The organism is Comamonas sp. C24C (genome assembly GCF_053345995.1).
This window is the reverse complement of sequence record NZ_JBKFBC010000003.1, coordinates 97,704-113,961: the sequence shown is the minus strand read 5'-3', so window position 1 is coordinate 113,961 and position 16,258 is coordinate 97,704. Positions and strand designations below refer to the sequence as shown.

Here is a 16,258-nt window from a genome sequence, read left to right as displayed (position 1 = left end):
CCGATCCGGCCACGGGCAGCACCATTACCGACGTACCTGATTCAGGTGCAGCCGACGCGCGCGCCGCCGTGGATGCCGCCCAGGCGGCGCTGCCAGCCTGGCGCAAGCTGCCGGCCAAGCAACGCGCAACCATCATCAAGCGCTGGAACGACCTGGTGCTGGCCCATCAGGACGATCTGGGAGCGCTGATCTCGCTGGAGCAGGGCAAGCCGCTGGCCGAAGGCAAGGGCGAAGTGGCCTATGCCGCCAGCTACATCGAATGGTTCGGCGAGGCCGCCACACGCATGAACGGCGAAGTCATTCCCGCGCCCGTACCGGGCCGGCGCATGTTCGCCCTGCGCGAGCCCGTGGGCGTGGTCGCCGCCATCACACCCTGGAACTTCCCGGCCGCCATGATTGCGCGCAAGATCGCGCCGGCCCTGGCCGCGGGCTGCACCGTGGTCTGCAAGCCGGCCGAGGACACGCCGCTGACTTCACTGGCCCTGGTGCTGCTGGCGCACGAAGCCGGGGTACCGGCCGGGGTGCTCAACATCGTCACGGCTTCGCGCGAGCGCACGCCCGAGGTGGTGGACCAGTGGCTGGACGACAGCCGCGTGCGCAAGATCACCTTCACAGGCTCCACGCCCGTGGGCAAGCACCTGGCGCGCCGCAGCGCCGACACGCTGAAAAAGCTGTCGCTGGAGCTGGGCGGCAATGCGCCCTTCATCGTTTTCGAGGATGCCGATGTGGCAGCTGCCGTGGACGGCTTCATGGCCGCCAAGTTCCGCAACGGCGGCCAGACCTGCGTCTGCCCCAATCGCGTCTTTGTGCACCGCTCGGTGTACGAGGCCTTTGCCCAGCAACTCAGCGCCCGCGTGGCAGCCTTGCACGTGGGCCCGGCAAGCGACCCGGTCTCGCAGATCGGCCCCATGATCAATGACCGCGCGGTCGAGAAGATCGCCCGCCATGTGGAGGACGCGGTGGCCAGGGGCGCCAAGGTGCTCACCGGCGGCAAGCGCCTGACGGATCTGGGCCCCACCTACTACGCCCCCACCGTGCTCTCAGGCGCCACTGCCTCCATGGCCTGCGCCTGCGAAGAAACCTTCGGGCCCGTGGCTCCGCTGACCGTGTTCGACGACGAGGCCGAGGTCATCGCCGCCGCCAACGACACGCCGTTCGGTCTGGCCGCCTATTTCTACAGCCAGGACATACGCCGCATCTGGCGTGTCGCCGATGCCCTGGAGTCGGGCATCGTGGGCGTCAACGAAGGCGCGCTGGCCGCAGAGGCCGCCCCCTTTGGCGGCGTCAAGGAGTCGGGCTACGGCCGCGAAGGCTCCACTCACGGGCTCGACGATTACCTGCATATCAAATACGTCTGCCAGGGACAACTGGATTGACGCAACACGGTCGCTAGAACCATTCACAACAGGAGACAAACCATGAGCAAATCCCGATACCTCACCCGCAGGCCCGTGCTGGGCGCGCTGGCAGCACTGGCCCTGACCGGTGCCATGCCGCTGGCACAGGCCCAGGGAAACTTCCCGAGCAAGCCCATCACCTTTGTGGTGCCCTATCCTGCGGGCGGCGCCAATGACATGCTGGGGCGGCTGGTCGGCCAGAAGATGGGCGAGGTACTGGGAACTGCCAGCGTGGTGGACAACCGGCCCGGTGCCGGGGCCTTGCTGGGCGCGGGCATCGTGGCGCGCGCGCCGGCCGACGGCTACACGCTGCTTGTCGGCGGCCTGGCCACGCACGCCGCCAGCCCGCATCTGATCAAGACCGAGTACGACCCGGTCAAGGACTTCGAGCCCATCGGCATGATCGGCAGCGCCCCCATCATCGCCATCACCGCCAACGACTCGCCCTACAAATCGCTCAAGGATGTGGTGGAAGCGGCCCGCAAGGACCCGCAGGCCGTGATGTACGGCTCCTCGGGCAACGGCTCGCCGCTGCACCTGGCCGGCGAACTGTTCGTGTCCATCGCCAAGGTCCCCATGACCCACGTGCCCTACAAGGGCGGCAATGCCCACATCGTGGATCTGATCGGCGGGCGCATTCCGGTCATCTTCGATACCGCGACCAACTCCATGCCTCTGCTGCGCGGCGGCAAGGTGCGCGCCCTGGCCGTGGGCTCCACCACCCGTCTGCCCGAGCTGCCCAATGTGCCGACCTTCGCCGAAGCCGGCTACCCACAGTTCGAGTTCTCGGCCTGGTACGCACTGTTTGCTCCGTCCAAGACCAGCGCCGACGTCAGCGCCAAGCTCTCCGGTGCACTGGCCAAGGCCCTCAAGCAGCCAGAGGTGGTCTCCAAGCTGCGCGATCTGGGTGTGACCCCGGGCAGCGGTGATGCCACTGAGCTGCGCGCCTTCGTGCCCCGTGAATACCAGCGCGTGGGCGGTCTCATCAAGACAGCGAAGATCAAGGCCGATTGACATGCCACGCACCCGCAGCAGATGAGGTTCTCTCTTCTCCTCGCTGCGGGGCGGCACGGGCTGGATGGACGGCACTGGCTCTTTCCCGGCCCCATCCATAAGCCCGCGCCGCAAACAGGAATATTGAAGACAGCACAGTGTCATGACAAACCAAGGAAAACCAATGCTTGATGGATTGCTGCGCCCACATGCCGAAGACCCGGACCGCCTGGTGGCGGACCTGCCCTCGCCCTGTGTGCAGGCCCATGCCGCCAATCTGATGGTGCTGGACGACGGCACCCTGGGCTGCGTGTGGTTCGGCGGCTCCATGGAAGGCCGCTCCGACATCTCGGTCTTCATGTCGCGCCTTGCCCCCGGTACAGCGCAGTGGTCCGAGCCCATCCAGCTCTCCCATGATGCCGAACGCTCCGAACAGAACCCCGTGCTGTTTCCCGCACCGGGCGGTGAACTGTGGCTGCTGCATACGGCCCAGCACTCGGGGCACCAGAACACCTCGGTGGTGCGCCGGCGCCTGTCTCGCGACCAGGGCCTGAGCTGGGAGCCCACAGAGACGCTGGCCGATGCCCCTGCCGGCACCTTCGTGCGCCAACCCATCCATGTCCATACGGACGGCAGCTGGCTGCTGCCGGTCTTCCACTGCCGCGCCCAGCCGGGCCAGGCCTGGGACGGCAGCCACGACGACAGCGGCGTGCTGCGCTCGGCAGATCAGGGACGCAGCTGGCAGCGCATTGCCGTGCCCGGCAGCCTGGGCTGCGTTCACATGAACATCGTGCAGGCTTCAGACGGCGGCCTGCTGGCGTTCTTTCGCAGCCGCTGGGCCGACCATGTCTACCGCAGCCGCAGCGACGACGGCGGCCTGAGCTGGCAGGAGCCCGAGGCCACGGAGCTGCCGAACAACAACTCATCCATCCAGGCCTTGCGTCTGGCCGACGGGCGTCTGGCCATGATCTTCAACGCCAGCAGCGCCGCCAATGCCACGCAGCGGCGCGAGTCGCTTTATGACGAGCTGGGCGATAGCTCGGCAACACCAGCCAAGGCTGCAGCCGGCGAGCGCCGAGCATTCTGGGGCGCTCCGCGTGCGCCCATGACGCTGGCCCTGTCGGCCGACGACGGCCTGAGCTGGCCCTGGCAACGCAACCTCGAGGTGGGCGACGGCTGGTGCATGAGCAATGATTCCGAGCACGGCCGCAATCGCGAATACTCCTACCCCTCCATCCGCCAGGGCGTCGACGGCGCGCTGCATCTGGCCTATACCGTGTTCCGCCAGCATATCCGCCATGTGCGCGTGCAGCCGGACTGGGTGAGCGAACAAGCATGACCACAACCTCCACTCCATTCAATGTTCTCGTCACCGCCGAGCACTGGGCGCCCGAAGCCCAGACCGTGGTGCAGCAAGCCGGCGGACGGATCCATTTCATGGCCGAACCCATCACTGCGGAAAGCCTGGCAGAGCGGCTGGCGCAGACTGGCGCCCAGGCCCTGGTGCTGCGCGGCTCCAAGCCTGTGAGCGCCGCCGTGCTGCGGGCGGCCCCCGCCTTGCGCATCGTGGCCAAGAACGGGGCCGGCGTGGACAGCGTTGACATGGAAGCTGCGCGTACCCGAGGCGTGGCCGTGGCCGTGGCACAAGCCGCCAATGCCCCCGCTGTTGCCGAGCATGCACTGGCGCTGATGCTGGCGCTGGTGCGCCAGTTGCCTCAGCTGGACCAGCAGGTGCGCGCCGGCGGCTGGGCCGGCAGCAACTGGCAGGGCCGCGACTTCCGCGGCTCCACGGTGGGCATCGTCGGCTATGGAGCCATCGGCCGCGCCACCGCGCAGCTGGCTGCAGCCCTGGGCGCCAAGGTGCTGGTGCTGCGCCCCGCAGGCCAGGCAGACGGCTTTGACTGCGACCCCGATCTGCGCCAGCTGCTGCCCCGCGTGGACATACTGAGTCTGCACTGCCCGCTGACCGAGCAGACACGCGGCCTGATAGGCGCGAACGAACTGGCGCTGCTGCGCCCGGGCAGCCTGCTGATCAACACTGCACGCGGCCCCGTGGTCGACGAGACCGCGCTGCTGGCAGCACTGGAAAGCGGCCATCTGGGCGGCGCCGGACTCGACACCTTCGACATCGAGCCGCTACCCCAGGGCCATCCGCTGGCCCGGTTGCCGCAAGTGCTGCTGACGCCTCATGTGGCCGGCGTGACGCGCCAGGCAGCGCTGCGGGTGGCGACGCTGACCGCCGCCAATATCGTCGACCACCTGGCAGGCAGGCCACTGCCTGCCGGCCACCTGCTGTGAACCAGTGCCTCCTGCATCGCCGTGGCCCCATGCCACGCCATGAATAGTCAAACCGAGAAAAGCATGCCTGCATACAACCCGTTCAAGACCGCCCTCTCCGCCCGCCAGCCCCAGATCGGACTATGGCTGTCCATGGCCGACCCCTATCTGGCCGAAGCGGCCGCCACCACGGGCTATGACTGGCTGCTGATCGACGGCGAGCATGCGCCCAACGATCTGCGCAGCACCCTGGGCGCCCTGCATGCAGCGGCCCCGCACCCGGCCCAGCCCGTGGTGCGCGTGGTGGAAGGCAGCACGGCCCTGATCAAGCAGATGCTGGACATAGGCGTCAAGACGCTGCTCGTGCCCATGGTGGACACGGCAGACCAGGCCCGGGCCATCGTGGCCGCCACGCAATACCCGCCCCTGGGCGTGCGCGGCGTAGGCAGTGCCGTGGGACGCGCCTCTCAATGGAGCAGCCGCAGCGACTATCTGAATGTGGCAGATGACGAGGTGTGCCTGCTGGTGCAGGCCGAGACCACCACAGCCCTGCAAAATCTCGAAGCCATCTGCGCCGTGGATGGCGTGCACGGCGTCTTCATAGGCCCGGCCGACCTGGCGGCCTCCATGGGCCACCGCGGCAACCCCGGCCACCCTGAAGTGCAGGCTGCCATAGAGGCCGCGATGCGGACCATCATTGCCAGCGGCAAGGCGGCAGGTACGCTGACCTCTGACCCCGCGCTGGCACAGCGCTACCTGGATCTGGGCTGCAGCTTTGTGGCCGTGGGCGTGGACGTGCTGATGTTCGTGAACGCCGCGCGCAAGCTGCGCAGCCAGTTTGCCGGCGCAACCATCGCCGCTCCGGCTCGGCCAGGTGCGGCCTACTAAAGCCAGGAGACAGGCGCAGCAGCCTCGGCCGGGCCCGTACCGGCCTGCAGGCTGCGTTGTCGTCAATCATCAGGTCAGCCAGATGTGAAGCTGCCAAGCAGCTCCACATCCCAGCTGACGCGCCTCATGCACCTGCCCGCTGCGGCAAGTTCATGCGGCCATGGCTCCGTAGGCCGTCTGCACCGGGGAGGCTGCGTTGGCAGCCAGCCAATGCTCGAACTCCTGCGGCGCCAGCGGCCTGGCGAACAGATAGCCCTGCGCCACCGGATAGCCCTGCTCGCACAGCATCACGCTCTGCGTCGGCGTCTCCACGCCTTCGGCCACCACGGTCAGATGCAGACTCTTGCCGATGCCCAGGATGGCACTGCTCAGTGCACGGGCCGCTTCGTCGTGCTCAAGATCGGCCACAAAGCTGCGATCGAGCTTGAGTTCGCTGACCGGCAGTCGGCGCAGATAGCTGAGGCTGGAATAGCCGGTGCCGAAATCGTCCATGGACAGACGCACGCCATGTGCATGCACCTCGTTAATGGTCTTCATGGTGCTGGGATTGGTGTCCAGCAGAATGCTTTCCGTCAGCTCCAGGGTCAGGTCCTGCGGCACCAGGTCGTTGCGGTCCAGCGTATCGGCGATCATCCGCGGCAGGTCCAGGTTGTGAAAACTCGATGGCGACAGATTGACCGACACCGCAGGGACTTCCATTCCCTTGGCTCGCCATTGCGACAGCTGGCGGCAGGCCTCCTCCAGCGCCCAGCTTCCGAGGTCGGCAATCAGCCCGCATTCTTCGGCCAGCGGGATAAAGCGGGCGGGCGAAATCTCGCCCAGCTCCGCATGGCTCCAGCGCGCCAGGGCCTCCACGCCATACAGACGACCGGTGGCCGTCTCGATCTGGGGCTGGTAGTGCAGGCGCAGGCCACCGCTTTTGAGCGCCTTGCGCAATGCGGTCTCCAAGGCCAGGCGCTCCTGGGCCAGACGGTTCATTTCGCTGCTGAAGAAGCAGAAACGGCCCCGCCCCTTGCTCTTGGCCTGGTACATGGCCATGTCGGCCCTGTGCACCAGGGTCTCCATATCTCGCCCATCCGAGGGGAACATGGCTATGCCGACGCTGGCGGAAATGGCCAGCGAGGTGTCGGCAATGTTCAGGGGCTCGGCCAGCAGTTCCTGCAGGCGCTCGATGGTATTGGCCACATATTCCGCATCGCAGTGCGGCAGCACGGCCACAAATTCGTCACCCGACAGGCGCCCGGCAATATCGGAGCTGCGCAGCACGCGCTGCAATCGCGCTGCGACACTGCGCAGCAATTCGTCCCCCACAGGATGGCCCAGAGAGTCATTGACCTGTTTGAAGCGGTCCAGATCGATGAACAGCACGGCCAGCTGCGCATCGTGGACCGCGGCCGACGCAATCGCCTGATCGGCCTTGGCCTGCAGCAGGCTGCGGTTGGGCAATCCGGTCAGGCCGTCGTAGAAAGCCAGCTGGCGGATGCGTGCGCGCGACAGTTCGCGCTCCAGCGCCAGGGCGCACAGGTGGATGCAGGCATCCACCAGCTGCTGATGAAACGCCGAGGCGCCGCCCGTCAGCGGCTCCCGGTAATAGAACGCGAAAGTGCCTATCGGCTTGCCCTCGCTGTTGCAGATAGGCGTGGACCAGCAGGCCTGGAACCCCAGCGGCAGGATCAGGTGGCTGAAATCCGCCCACAGCGGATCCTGCGCGATATCGTCCACCAGCACCGGCGCATTGCGCCATGCTGCGGTTCCGCAGGAGCCCACGTTCGGGCCTATGGCCAGTCCGTCGAGCAGCGCCGAATAGGACTGGGGCAGGCTTGGCCCGGCCAGCGGATGAAGCAGACCCTGGGCATCGACCTCGAGAATCGATGCCGTTACCTCGGGCGCGATTCTCTCGACTTCCAGGCACACCATCTCCAGCACCTCCGCCAGTGGCCGCTCGCGCGCCATGGCTTCCAGCACGCGGTGCTGCAAGGCCTCGTGCATCTTGGAGCGAGTGATGTCGGTCAGCATGGACACCGTGTATTGCCAGTGTCCGTCGGCGTCGAGGATGGGGTTGCTGATGACCTTGGCCCAGTAGCGCTGGCCGTGCTTGCCGACCACGATTTCCTCGCGCCCCACGGGCTGGCCGGCGCGCAAATCCGAACGGTAACGATCCACGAAAGTCTCGGACACCTGAGGCGCCAGCAAGGCAATCGGCGTGCGTCCCGCAACCTCCTCGGTGCGCCAGCCGAACATGCGCGTGAAGCCGCCGTTGACATGCACGATGCGCGAGGCTCCGTCGCTGATGACGACCGCCGTATCGGAGGCATCGGCCACCAGGGACAGGCGACGCAGATGCTCCTGCTGCGCCTGCTCCCGGGCACGCCGCTGGGTGACGTCGGTGGCGATCTTCAGGATATGCGCCACCCGCCCCTGGGCATCCATCACCGGTGAATAGGTCGCCTCCAGCCAGCAACTGCTGCCATCGCTGCGCAATCGCTCCACCACGCCGGAATAGGCATTGCCCGCGCACAGATGGGCCCAGATTTCCCGATATCTGGCACTACCTGCCAGATGCGCAGAGCAAAAGCTGCGATGCGCACGACCCAGACACTGCTCACGCGTCAGGCCCATGAGCTGCAGATAGTTGTCATTGGCGCGGCAAAGCACCCCATCTAGGCCGAACTCGGCCATGGCCATGACCCGATCCAAAGCCTGCAACCGGGCCAGCTGCAGCTCTGGAGGCATCGCGCCAATATCTCCCTCACGCATCATTATTCCTTTGCATGTTCACATCCTGGGCCGGCTCGAATCCGGGATGGAAAGTCATGCTTTTATATGAATGCCAGCAATAATAATGACGAATACGAGATTCAATATTCGTGATTCAAGCCGAGTGATCAAAAAAACCGGGATCGGCAACAGTCCCTGACCTGCAGCTCAACGCCGCCATCTGCCGCCAAACTGGTTGACCACCATGCCCAGCAGAACGCCCAGCGTACCCAGCCATTGCAGGCCGTTGGGCGACTCTCCCAGCAGCAGCATGGCCGACAGCAAACCGATCACCGGCACCAGCAGCGACAAAGGGGCCACGGTGCTGGCAGCGTAGCGCTGCAGCAGCCGGGTCCACAGGCCATAGCCCAGCAAGGTGGACAGAAAGGCCAGATAGGCGATCACACCCAGCTCGCTCCAGCCTATGGAGCCCAGCTGCGAAGCCACAGAATCCGTGCCATCCACCCATACCGACAGCGCCAGCAGCGGCAGCATGGGGAAGACGCTGGTCCAGACGATGAAGGACACGGGCTCATAAGAGCCTTGCCGGGCCGCCACGCGCGTCAGCAGATTCGAGCCCGCCCACATGGCGGCGGCACCCACGGTCAGTACAAAGCCGACCAGGGTCATATCCGATGCCCCCTCGCCATGGGCGGCGCCGATCAGCAGCAGCCCTGCGAGAGCGATGAGCAAGCCCAGCCATTGCCAGCGCTGCGGCTTTTCCTGCAGGAACGCAGCCGCCAGCAGCATGGTGATGAAGGCCTGGGTCTGCAGCACCACGGATGCCATGCCGGCAGGCATGCCCAGCTTCATGCCGGTGAACAGCAGGCCGAACTGCCCTACCCCCTGCACCAACCCATAGGCAGCCAGCAAGCCCCAGGAAAGATTCTTGGGCGGGCGCACGAACAGCAGAAACGGCAACGATGCCGCGGCAAAGCGCAGCGCGCACAGCAGCAGCGGCGAGAGCTTGGCCAAGCCCCACTTCATGACCACGAAATTAAGACCCCAGACCACGATGACGATGATGGCGCTGAGCCAGTCCGGACGGCTCATGCCGGAGGTGGGCGAGGATGCAGAACTCATGACACTGACGACTATTGTTGGATTTTCCCGATCAAGCCCCCTAGTATGACTTGCCATCCGTCAAGCTGCCGACGCAGAGGGCAAATCGGACAAGGGGCCGGCCGCCAGCCGCAGGCAACGGCGTTACTTGAGCAGATAGCGATCCATCTTGATCGGCAGCATGAGCAAGGCCTTGAAGGCATACAGCACGATCAGGGTCCCGCTGAAGTCGCCCACAATCATCACCAGAAGCTGGTCCAGCTGGAATCCATCCCCTCTGACGACAGACCAGGCCTGGTGCAGCAAGGCATTGCTCAGCCCGTAGATCACACTGAGCCACAGCAGGCGCTGTGGCGTGAGGTGGCTGAGGGAGCGGCCGAGCCCCATCCATTTGCGGGCCGCGCAATAGGTGCCATAAGGGGCAAGCGTGGCCATGATGCCGCCCGCAAAAGCGCGCAAGCCGTCATCCGGAAAGAAGTAAAAGTTGCAGACCAGCCATGACACGAGAAAAAGCCCGACCACGCCCGCTTCCGCAAAAAGCAAGGTACAAAGTAAACGCGCACCTGCAGGCAGGTAAATCCAGTTGACGCCTCTGACAAACTCCAATTCGGAGAAAATCCACTGATTCAAGGCCAGCATCGCCAAGAACAGCAAAGCCGTGATTACCGCCACCGAAAATTGCGTCCAAATGTTCTTCATGCGCTGCCGCCGACCCTGTTCACTGTCTGCGCAGTATTATGAGTGCCGTTTATTCGCTTTTCATTAGCGGCACGTCGTCTGTTTTTGCCTTCTCATGTCAAAGTCCCTGTCTGCCGATATCTATTTACGCTTTCTGCACCTGGCAGCGACCATCCGCAACCTGCCGATGCTGCCCGCACTGGACCCGCTGGAAGAGCGCCTGCTGGAGCAGATTGCCAATGCCGGCACGCGCCAGGAGCGACTTTGCGTCCGGGATCTGATGGCCCAGCGTGAACTGGGATCTCCAGCCACGATTCACACCCGCCTGAAGTCCATGCGCCAAAAAGGCTGGATTTTGCTGGCCGACACCGAAGATGCCAGACGCAAGCAGATCGAGCTCAGTGCCGATGCGCACAAGCATTTCGAGAAGCTCTCGCACTGCATTGTTCAGGCCGCCGCCGAGAGCTGATGCAGACACAAAAAAAGCAGCCACCGGCTGCTTTTTTCATGGAGCGATCTGCGGCGATCAGCTGCCCGCCACCTTCATGCGATTGACAAGGATGGAGCCCACGGTCTTGGCGCCGTAGTTATAGGCATCGGCTCCGATGGCCTCGATGCCCTTGAACATGTCCTTCATATTGCCGGCAATCGTGATTTCGTCCACGGGGAAGGCGATCTCGCCGTTCTCCACCCAGAAACCGCTGGCACCGCGCGAATAGTCGCCGGTCACATAGTTCACGCCCTGGCCCATCAGCTCGACCACGAACAGACCCGTGCCCAGCTTCTTGAGCATGGCGTCCAGATCGTCGCCCGCCTTGGTGCGGCGCGAAGTCATGACCAGATTGTGCGAACCGCCGGCATTGCCCGTGGTCTTCATGCCCAGCTTGCGCGCCGAGTAGCTGGACAGGAAATAGCCTTCCACGCGGCCGGCATCCACCACCTTGCGGGCCTGCACGCGCACGCCTTCCTCGTCGAAGGGCGAGCTGCCCTTGCCGCCCAGGACGAACGGGTCTTCCTCGATATCGATGTGCTTGGGGAAGATGGGCTTGCCCATGGAGTCCAGCAGGAACGTGCTTTTGCGATACAGCGCGCTGCCGCTGACGGCCTGCACAAAGCTGCCCAGCAGGCCGGCGGCCAGGGGCGACTCGAACAGCACCGGGCATTCGATGGTCGGAATCTTGCGGCTGCCCAGACGGCTCAGCGTGCGCTCTGCGGCATAGCGGCCCACGGCCTCGGGCGAGGCCAGATCGACCGCATTGCGCATGGAGCTGTACCAGTAGTCGCGCTGCATCTCGCCATTCTTGCCGGGCAGTTTGGCGATGGGCGCCACCGACATGCTGTGGCGCGAGCTGGCGTAGCCGCCGCGAAAACCGTTGGTATGTGCCGTGAAGAAATGGCTTTGCTGGGCCGAAACGCCCGCACCCTCGCTGTTGCTCACACGGCGGTGGGTCTTGAAGGCGGCCTCCTCGCAGCGCAGCGCCATCTCGGCGGCCTGCTCGCTGGTAATGTCCCAGGGGTGGAACAGCTCCAGATCACGGTGCGTGCCGGGCAGCGCGATATCGGCGCTGTCGGGCAGGCGGGCAAACGGGTCTTCGGCCGTGAAGCGCGCGATGTCGTAGGCGGCCTGCACGGTCTGCTTGATGGCGGCCTCGGAGAAGTCCGAGGTACTGGCATTGCCCCGGCGCTGGCCCAGATAGACGGTCACGCCCAGCGACTTGTCGCGGTTGCGCTCCACGGTCTCCAGCTGGCCCTTGCGCACGCTGACCGACAGGCCGCAGCCTTCGGAAGCCTCGGAGCCGGCGTCCGTCGCACCCAGCTTCTTGGCGTGGCTCAGGGCCTGGTCCACCAGGCCTTCAAAAAAGGCTTGGCTGAAGCTGAAACCGGCTTGCGGTGCGGATTGGGCCTGTGCACTGGAAGTGCTTGTATTGCTGGAGCGAGGTTTTTTCATAGCGGCGGATATGATAGCCGCCACTGCGGCGCCCTCTGCGCTGCCACCGATATTGCCCCCTTACCATGTCACGCAAACCCACCAAAGGCTATTTTGTTCGCGGAAAGTTCGTTGCCGAAGGCAGCGAGCTGGACCTTGAACTGAAGGCCGAACTCAAAGGCACTTACGACTCCACCAAGACCGACCTGAAGCGCGAAAGTGATGCGCTGCAGGATCTGGGCAAGGAGCTGATGACGCTGCGCAGCGACCTCTTCAAGCGCCTGCAGCTGTCCGACCAGTTGATCGACGCACTGGCCGAGGCCAAGCGCATCACCAACTTCGAAGGCAAGCGCCGCCAGCTCCAGTATGTGGGCAAGCTCATGCGCAAGCTGACGCCTGAACAGGTCGCCGCCGTCAAGCAGGCGCTGGACGAGCAGCGCAATGGCTCGGCCAGCGAAAAAATGTCGCTGCAGGTGGCCGAGCAATGGCGCGACCGTCTCATCGTCGAGGAAGCGGCCCTGTCCATCTGGCTGGAGCATTTCCCCGGCTCCGACGTGCAACAGCTGCGCTCGCTGATCCGCCAATCGCGCAAGGACATCGAGAAAGCCAAGGAACAAGCCGCCGCAGCGGCCGCTGCCGCCGGTCCCGATGCCGAGCCCAAGGAAGTCAGCAAGGGCCGCGCCTACCGCGACCTGTTCCAGCTGGTGCGCGAGCAGCTGGCCAGCGCCGGCAAGGCCGATGCGGCTGCCGAGGACGACGGCGATGAGTGATGCGCCCGTATATCTTCACGATGCCGTGAAGATCGGCATTGTCTCCATCAGCGACCGCGCCAGCAGCGGCGTCTATGAAGACAAGGGCCTGCCGGCGCTGCAGGAATGGCTGAACCGCGCGCTCAAAAACCCGATCCAGTTCGAACCGCGCCTGATTCCCGACGAGCAGGCCGGCATCAGCGCGGCGCTGATCGAGCTGGTGGATGCGGGCTGCAGCCTGGTGCTGACCACCGGCGGCACCGGCCCCGCGCTGCGCGATGTGACGCCCGAGGCCACCCTGGCCGTGGCCCACAAGGAAATGCCGGGCTTTGGCGAGCAGATGCGCCAGATCAGCCTGGCCTTTGTGCCCACCGCCATCCTCTCGCGCCAGGTGGCGGTGATACGCGGCAGCAGCCTGATCATCAATCTGCCGGGGCAGCCCAAGGCGATTGCCGAGACGCTGGAAGGGCTCAAGGACGCGGACGGCAAGCAAAAGGTCAACGGCATTTTTGCCGCCGTGCCCTATTGCATCGACCTGATCGGAGGTCCCTATCTCGAGACCCATGACGAGATTTGCAAGGCCTTTCGCCCCAAGACCGCGATTCGCGCTCCCCGCACGGCCTAGCCTGAAGCGCCGGGTGCAATCCCTGCCAAAACCTCTACCAAAGCAGCCTACGGGCTGCTTTTTTCATGGCGCTGGCGCGGCATCTGTACCGCCGGTATCTCGCTGCAACCGCTATCAAAATAAAAGCGCATTGCGCTTTTCATTCATGAATTTCAGCAATAAAACCATCTGAAATCTACTAAAGGCAAACGATAGAAGCTATCAAAGTAGGTATGTCCCTTGGGATTTCCCGCAAGTGCTTGCCCCGATGCCAGACGCATGGGCCGCCCCTAGCATGTTTGCTGCGATGCAGCGACGGCGGCCACCCGCCGACCGGACACTGCACGCTCTCTCCACATTTCTCATAATTTTCAGGAGACTCCATGCATCGCTTGTCCCAGTCTGCGCCCACTGCTTCCCTGCTGGCTCTCGCCCTGACGGCGGCCTTCGCGGCTCCCGCCATGGCACAGGAAAAAGTCAAGATCGGCTTCATCACCGACATGTCCAGCCTTTATGCCGATGTGGAAGGCAAGAACGGTGCCGTTGCCATACAGATGGCAATTGACGACTTTGGCGGCAAGGTGCTGGGCAAGCCCATCGAGCTGCTCACGGCCGACCACCAGAACAAGGCCGATATCGCGGCCAGCAAGGCCCGCGAATGGATAGACACCCAGGGCATCAGCCTGGTGTTCGGCGGCACCAATTCGGCCACGGCCCTGGCCATGGCCAAGGTCGCGCAGGAGAAAAAGCGCGTCTTTATCGACAATGGCGCGGGCAGCTCGGCCCTGACCAATGAACAGTGCAGCCCCTATACCGTGCACTACGCCTTCGATACCGTGGCCCTGGCCAAGGGCACGGGCGGCGCCGTGGTGGACACGGGCGGCAAGAGCTGGTTCTTTGTGACGGCCGACTATGCCTTCGGGCACGCCCTGGAAGCCGACACCAGCAAGATCATCGAAGCGCGCGGCGGCAAGGTGCTGGGCTCGGTCAAGACGCCGCTCAATGCCAGCGACTTCTCCAGCTTCATGCTGCAGGCACAGAACAGCAAGGCACAGATTCTGGGCCTGGCCAATGCCGGCGGAGACACCATCAACTCCATCAAGGCTGCCAAGGAGTTCGGCGTCACCAAGAACATGAAGCTGGCCGGCCTGCTCGTCTTCTTCAGCGACATCCACAGCCTGGGCCTGAAGAACACCGAAGGCATGCAGTTCACCGCCCCTTGGTATTGGGACATGAACGACGGCTCGCGCAAGTTTGCCGACGCCTTCATGGCCAAGACCCAGCGTCGCCCCAGCGAGATCCAGGCCGCCGACTACTCGGCCACCATGAACTACCTCAAGGCCGTGGAAAAAGCCGGCACGCTGGATGCCGACAAGGTCATGGCCACCTTGAAGAGCACCAAGATCGACGACTTCTTCGGCCAGGGCTATATCCGCGAAGACGGCCGCTATGTGCACGATATGTACCTGATGCAGGTCAAGTCGCCGGCAGAGTCCAAGGGCACCTGGGACTATTACAAGATCATCAAGAAGCTGCCGGCCGAGCAGATCTGGACTACCAAGGCCGAAAGCAAATGCCAGTACTGGCGATAAAGCGGATTTGCGTGGACAGAAAAAACATGGGAGCTCAGGCTCCCATTTTCTTTACTGCCTCGAGCAGTGCGAATAGCAAGCCAGGGCCGCGCCGCCTGAAAAATCCGCCGCTGAAATCAAAGCGCTAAGAATACCAATTCAATGAATAAGTCACATATTTAAAACATAAATTACAAAATAAAACATTCAAATTTTTCAACGAATTATTTTGCTATCAACTTAAAAGCGTCAATCCTTTTTCAGTCATACATTTCAATCAATTTTCAACAGAAAAAATACTGCATCACTCGGGACTTATCAGTTATTAACAAAACACCTGGATGCAGCCTATTTCGCTATTGGCATTTGTGCTGAGTCAATAACTGGTTGCCACGCCATGTTTCGGTTTGGGAAGTCTCACCGGGCCGTGCTCAATAAAGCTCACAGACAAGGCTACACTGCGCCGCGCCTTATCGGCTTTACGCCTGTTTCACTACCTAAAAATAGGTAGTTTCTTTGACCCGTAGCAACGCAGCATGGCTGCGAGTTACGGCGCCCTGACTTCCAAACTCATGTTTCCACGCTGGACTCTGACTCTCCTGGCAAGCCTTGCCCTGACCGCCTGCGGCGGCGGTGGCTCTGGCGACTCCTCCTCCGCCACGCCTCCTGGCACCGAAACCCCTTCGCAGCCCGGCACTCCCGGCGTCACGCCTCCCGAGGTCGCACCTCCTGAAGTCGATCCGCCTGCGGTGCTGCCGCCGGTCACCGAGCCGCCGACCAGCAGCCGCATAGAACAGGCATTGCTTGCCGGCAACAGCCGCCTGCTGCTGGCCGAAGACCAGACGGAGCTGCTGCAATCGGCAACGCAGCTGATCCAGCAAACCCGGGTGCAGCAGCAAGGACTGCTCGCCCAGTTGCTGGATGACAGCACGGCCGCGGCCCTGGATTTCGGCAACAACAGCCAGCGCGTCAGCCCCTTGCTGTCCACCAGCGCCAGCCCGCTGCTGGTGGCCAACAACGGCAATGTGCTGGCCAGCATGGCAACAGCCCAGAATGGCCGCGCCCTGGCTTATGGCAAAGACCTGATGGGACAGCTCGCCACGGCCTCGGGCGCCAATCAGGCGCAGTTGCCCCTGTTCAAGCGCAGCTTCACCTGGCTTGCCACCGGCAAGGCGCAAGGTCCGCTGCCGGCCACGCTGCGCATGGCGGCGCAGAACTACAGCCAGGCCTCGGTCACGAATCTGGTCGCCCGCCTGGGCAGCAAGGCCGAGATGGTGAGCTGCGCCATCACCGACCCCGCCAACAGCTGCTGGGAAGGCATCGATGTCTTTGTCTTCGGCCAGGACACGCCGTTC

Annotated in this window: 13 protein-coding genes and 1 pseudogene; 10 read left to right on the top strand and 4 right to left on the bottom strand. The window is 63.9% G+C overall.

The features are described 5' to 3' along the window. The 5 genes from ACLBXN_RS07430 to hpaI all read left to right on the top strand — a co-directional run. Positions 1-1,376: NAD-dependent succinate-semialdehyde dehydrogenase (locus tag ACLBXN_RS07430; RefSeq protein WP_447611689.1), on the top strand; the 1,376-nt coding region annotated here is incomplete at its 5' end. A 42-nt stretch (positions 1,377-1,418) separates the two neighbouring features. Then, positions 1,419-2,411, top strand: a complete 993-nt coding sequence (locus ACLBXN_RS07425; protein WP_167008851.1) for a Bug family tripartite tricarboxylate transporter substrate binding protein — start codon at positions 1,419-1,421, stop codon at positions 2,409-2,411. A gap of 163 nt (positions 2,412-2,574) precedes the next feature. After that, a complete protein-coding gene (locus ACLBXN_RS07420; RefSeq protein ID WP_447611688.1) occupies positions 2,575-3,729 on the top strand; it encodes a sialidase family protein in 1,155 nt (384 codons plus the stop codon). Further along, a complete protein-coding gene (locus ACLBXN_RS07415) occupies positions 3,726-4,688 on the top strand; it encodes an NAD(P)-dependent oxidoreductase (RefSeq protein ID WP_447611687.1) in 963 nt (320 codons plus the stop codon). Before ACLBXN_RS07420 ends, ACLBXN_RS07415 begins: the two co-directional genes overlap by 4 nt. Before the next feature lie 63 nt (positions 4,689-4,751). After that, positions 4,752-5,555, top strand: a complete 804-nt coding sequence (gene hpaI, locus ACLBXN_RS07410; RefSeq protein WP_447611686.1) for a 4-hydroxy-2-oxoheptanedioate aldolase — start codon at positions 4,752-4,754, stop codon at positions 5,553-5,555. Positions 5,556-5,705: 150 nt separating this feature from the next. Here the strand turns inward: hpaI and ACLBXN_RS07405 are convergent, their stop codons facing one another. From ACLBXN_RS07405 to ACLBXN_RS07395, 3 genes are all read right to left on the bottom strand, one after another. Beyond that, on the bottom strand, positions 5,706-8,312 hold the full coding sequence (locus ACLBXN_RS07405; RefSeq protein ID WP_447611685.1) for a sensor domain-containing protein: 2,607 nt from the start codon (positions 8,310-8,312) through the stop codon (positions 5,706-5,708). A 168-nt stretch (positions 8,313-8,480) separates the two neighbouring features. Then, positions 8,481-9,365, bottom strand: a complete 885-nt coding sequence (locus ACLBXN_RS07400; protein WP_419095628.1) for an EamA family transporter — start codon at positions 9,363-9,365, stop codon at positions 8,481-8,483. 153 nt (positions 9,366-9,518) lie between these two features. Continuing rightward, positions 9,519-10,073: a hypothetical protein gene (locus tag ACLBXN_RS07395; protein WP_043004785.1), complete on the bottom strand. Its 555-nt coding sequence runs from the start codon at positions 10,071-10,073 to the stop codon at positions 9,519-9,521. A 94-nt stretch (positions 10,074-10,167) separates the two neighbouring features. Here ACLBXN_RS07395 and ACLBXN_RS07390 point away from each other — a divergent pair, with 94 nt between their 5' ends. Next, positions 10,168-10,521, top strand: coding sequence for a hypothetical protein (locus tag ACLBXN_RS07390; protein ID WP_043004784.1), 354 nt, complete (start codon positions 10,168-10,170; stop codon positions 10,519-10,521). A 57-nt stretch (positions 10,522-10,578) separates the two neighbouring features. Here ACLBXN_RS07390 and pmbA read toward each other — a convergent pair whose 3' ends face one another. Beyond that, a complete protein-coding gene (gene pmbA / locus ACLBXN_RS07385; RefSeq protein WP_447611684.1) occupies positions 10,579-12,000 on the bottom strand; it encodes a metalloprotease PmbA in 1,422 nt (473 codons plus the stop codon). A gap of 65 nt (positions 12,001-12,065) precedes the next feature. Between pmbA and yjgA the strand changes: the two genes are divergently transcribed. From yjgA to ACLBXN_RS07365, 4 genes and pseudogenes are all read left to right on the top strand, one after another. After that, a complete protein-coding gene (gene yjgA / locus ACLBXN_RS07380; protein WP_043004782.1) occupies positions 12,066-12,749 on the top strand; it encodes a ribosome biogenesis factor YjgA in 684 nt (227 codons plus the stop codon). Then, positions 12,742-13,353: a molybdopterin adenylyltransferase gene (mog, locus tag ACLBXN_RS07375; protein ID WP_447611683.1), complete on the top strand. Its 612-nt coding sequence runs from the start codon at positions 12,742-12,744 to the stop codon at positions 13,351-13,353. Before yjgA ends, mog begins: the two co-directional genes overlap by 8 nt. Positions 13,354-13,715: 362 nt before the next feature. Next, positions 13,716-14,924 (top strand): ABC transporter substrate-binding protein, encoded by a 1,209-nt coding sequence (locus ACLBXN_RS07370; RefSeq protein WP_003069356.1) that lies wholly within the window; start codon positions 13,716-13,718, stop codon positions 14,922-14,924. Positions 14,925-15,439: 515 nt separating this feature from the next. Next, positions 15,440-16,258 (top strand): annotated as a pseudogene (locus ACLBXN_RS07365) (ImpA family metalloprotease); the annotation flags it as partial.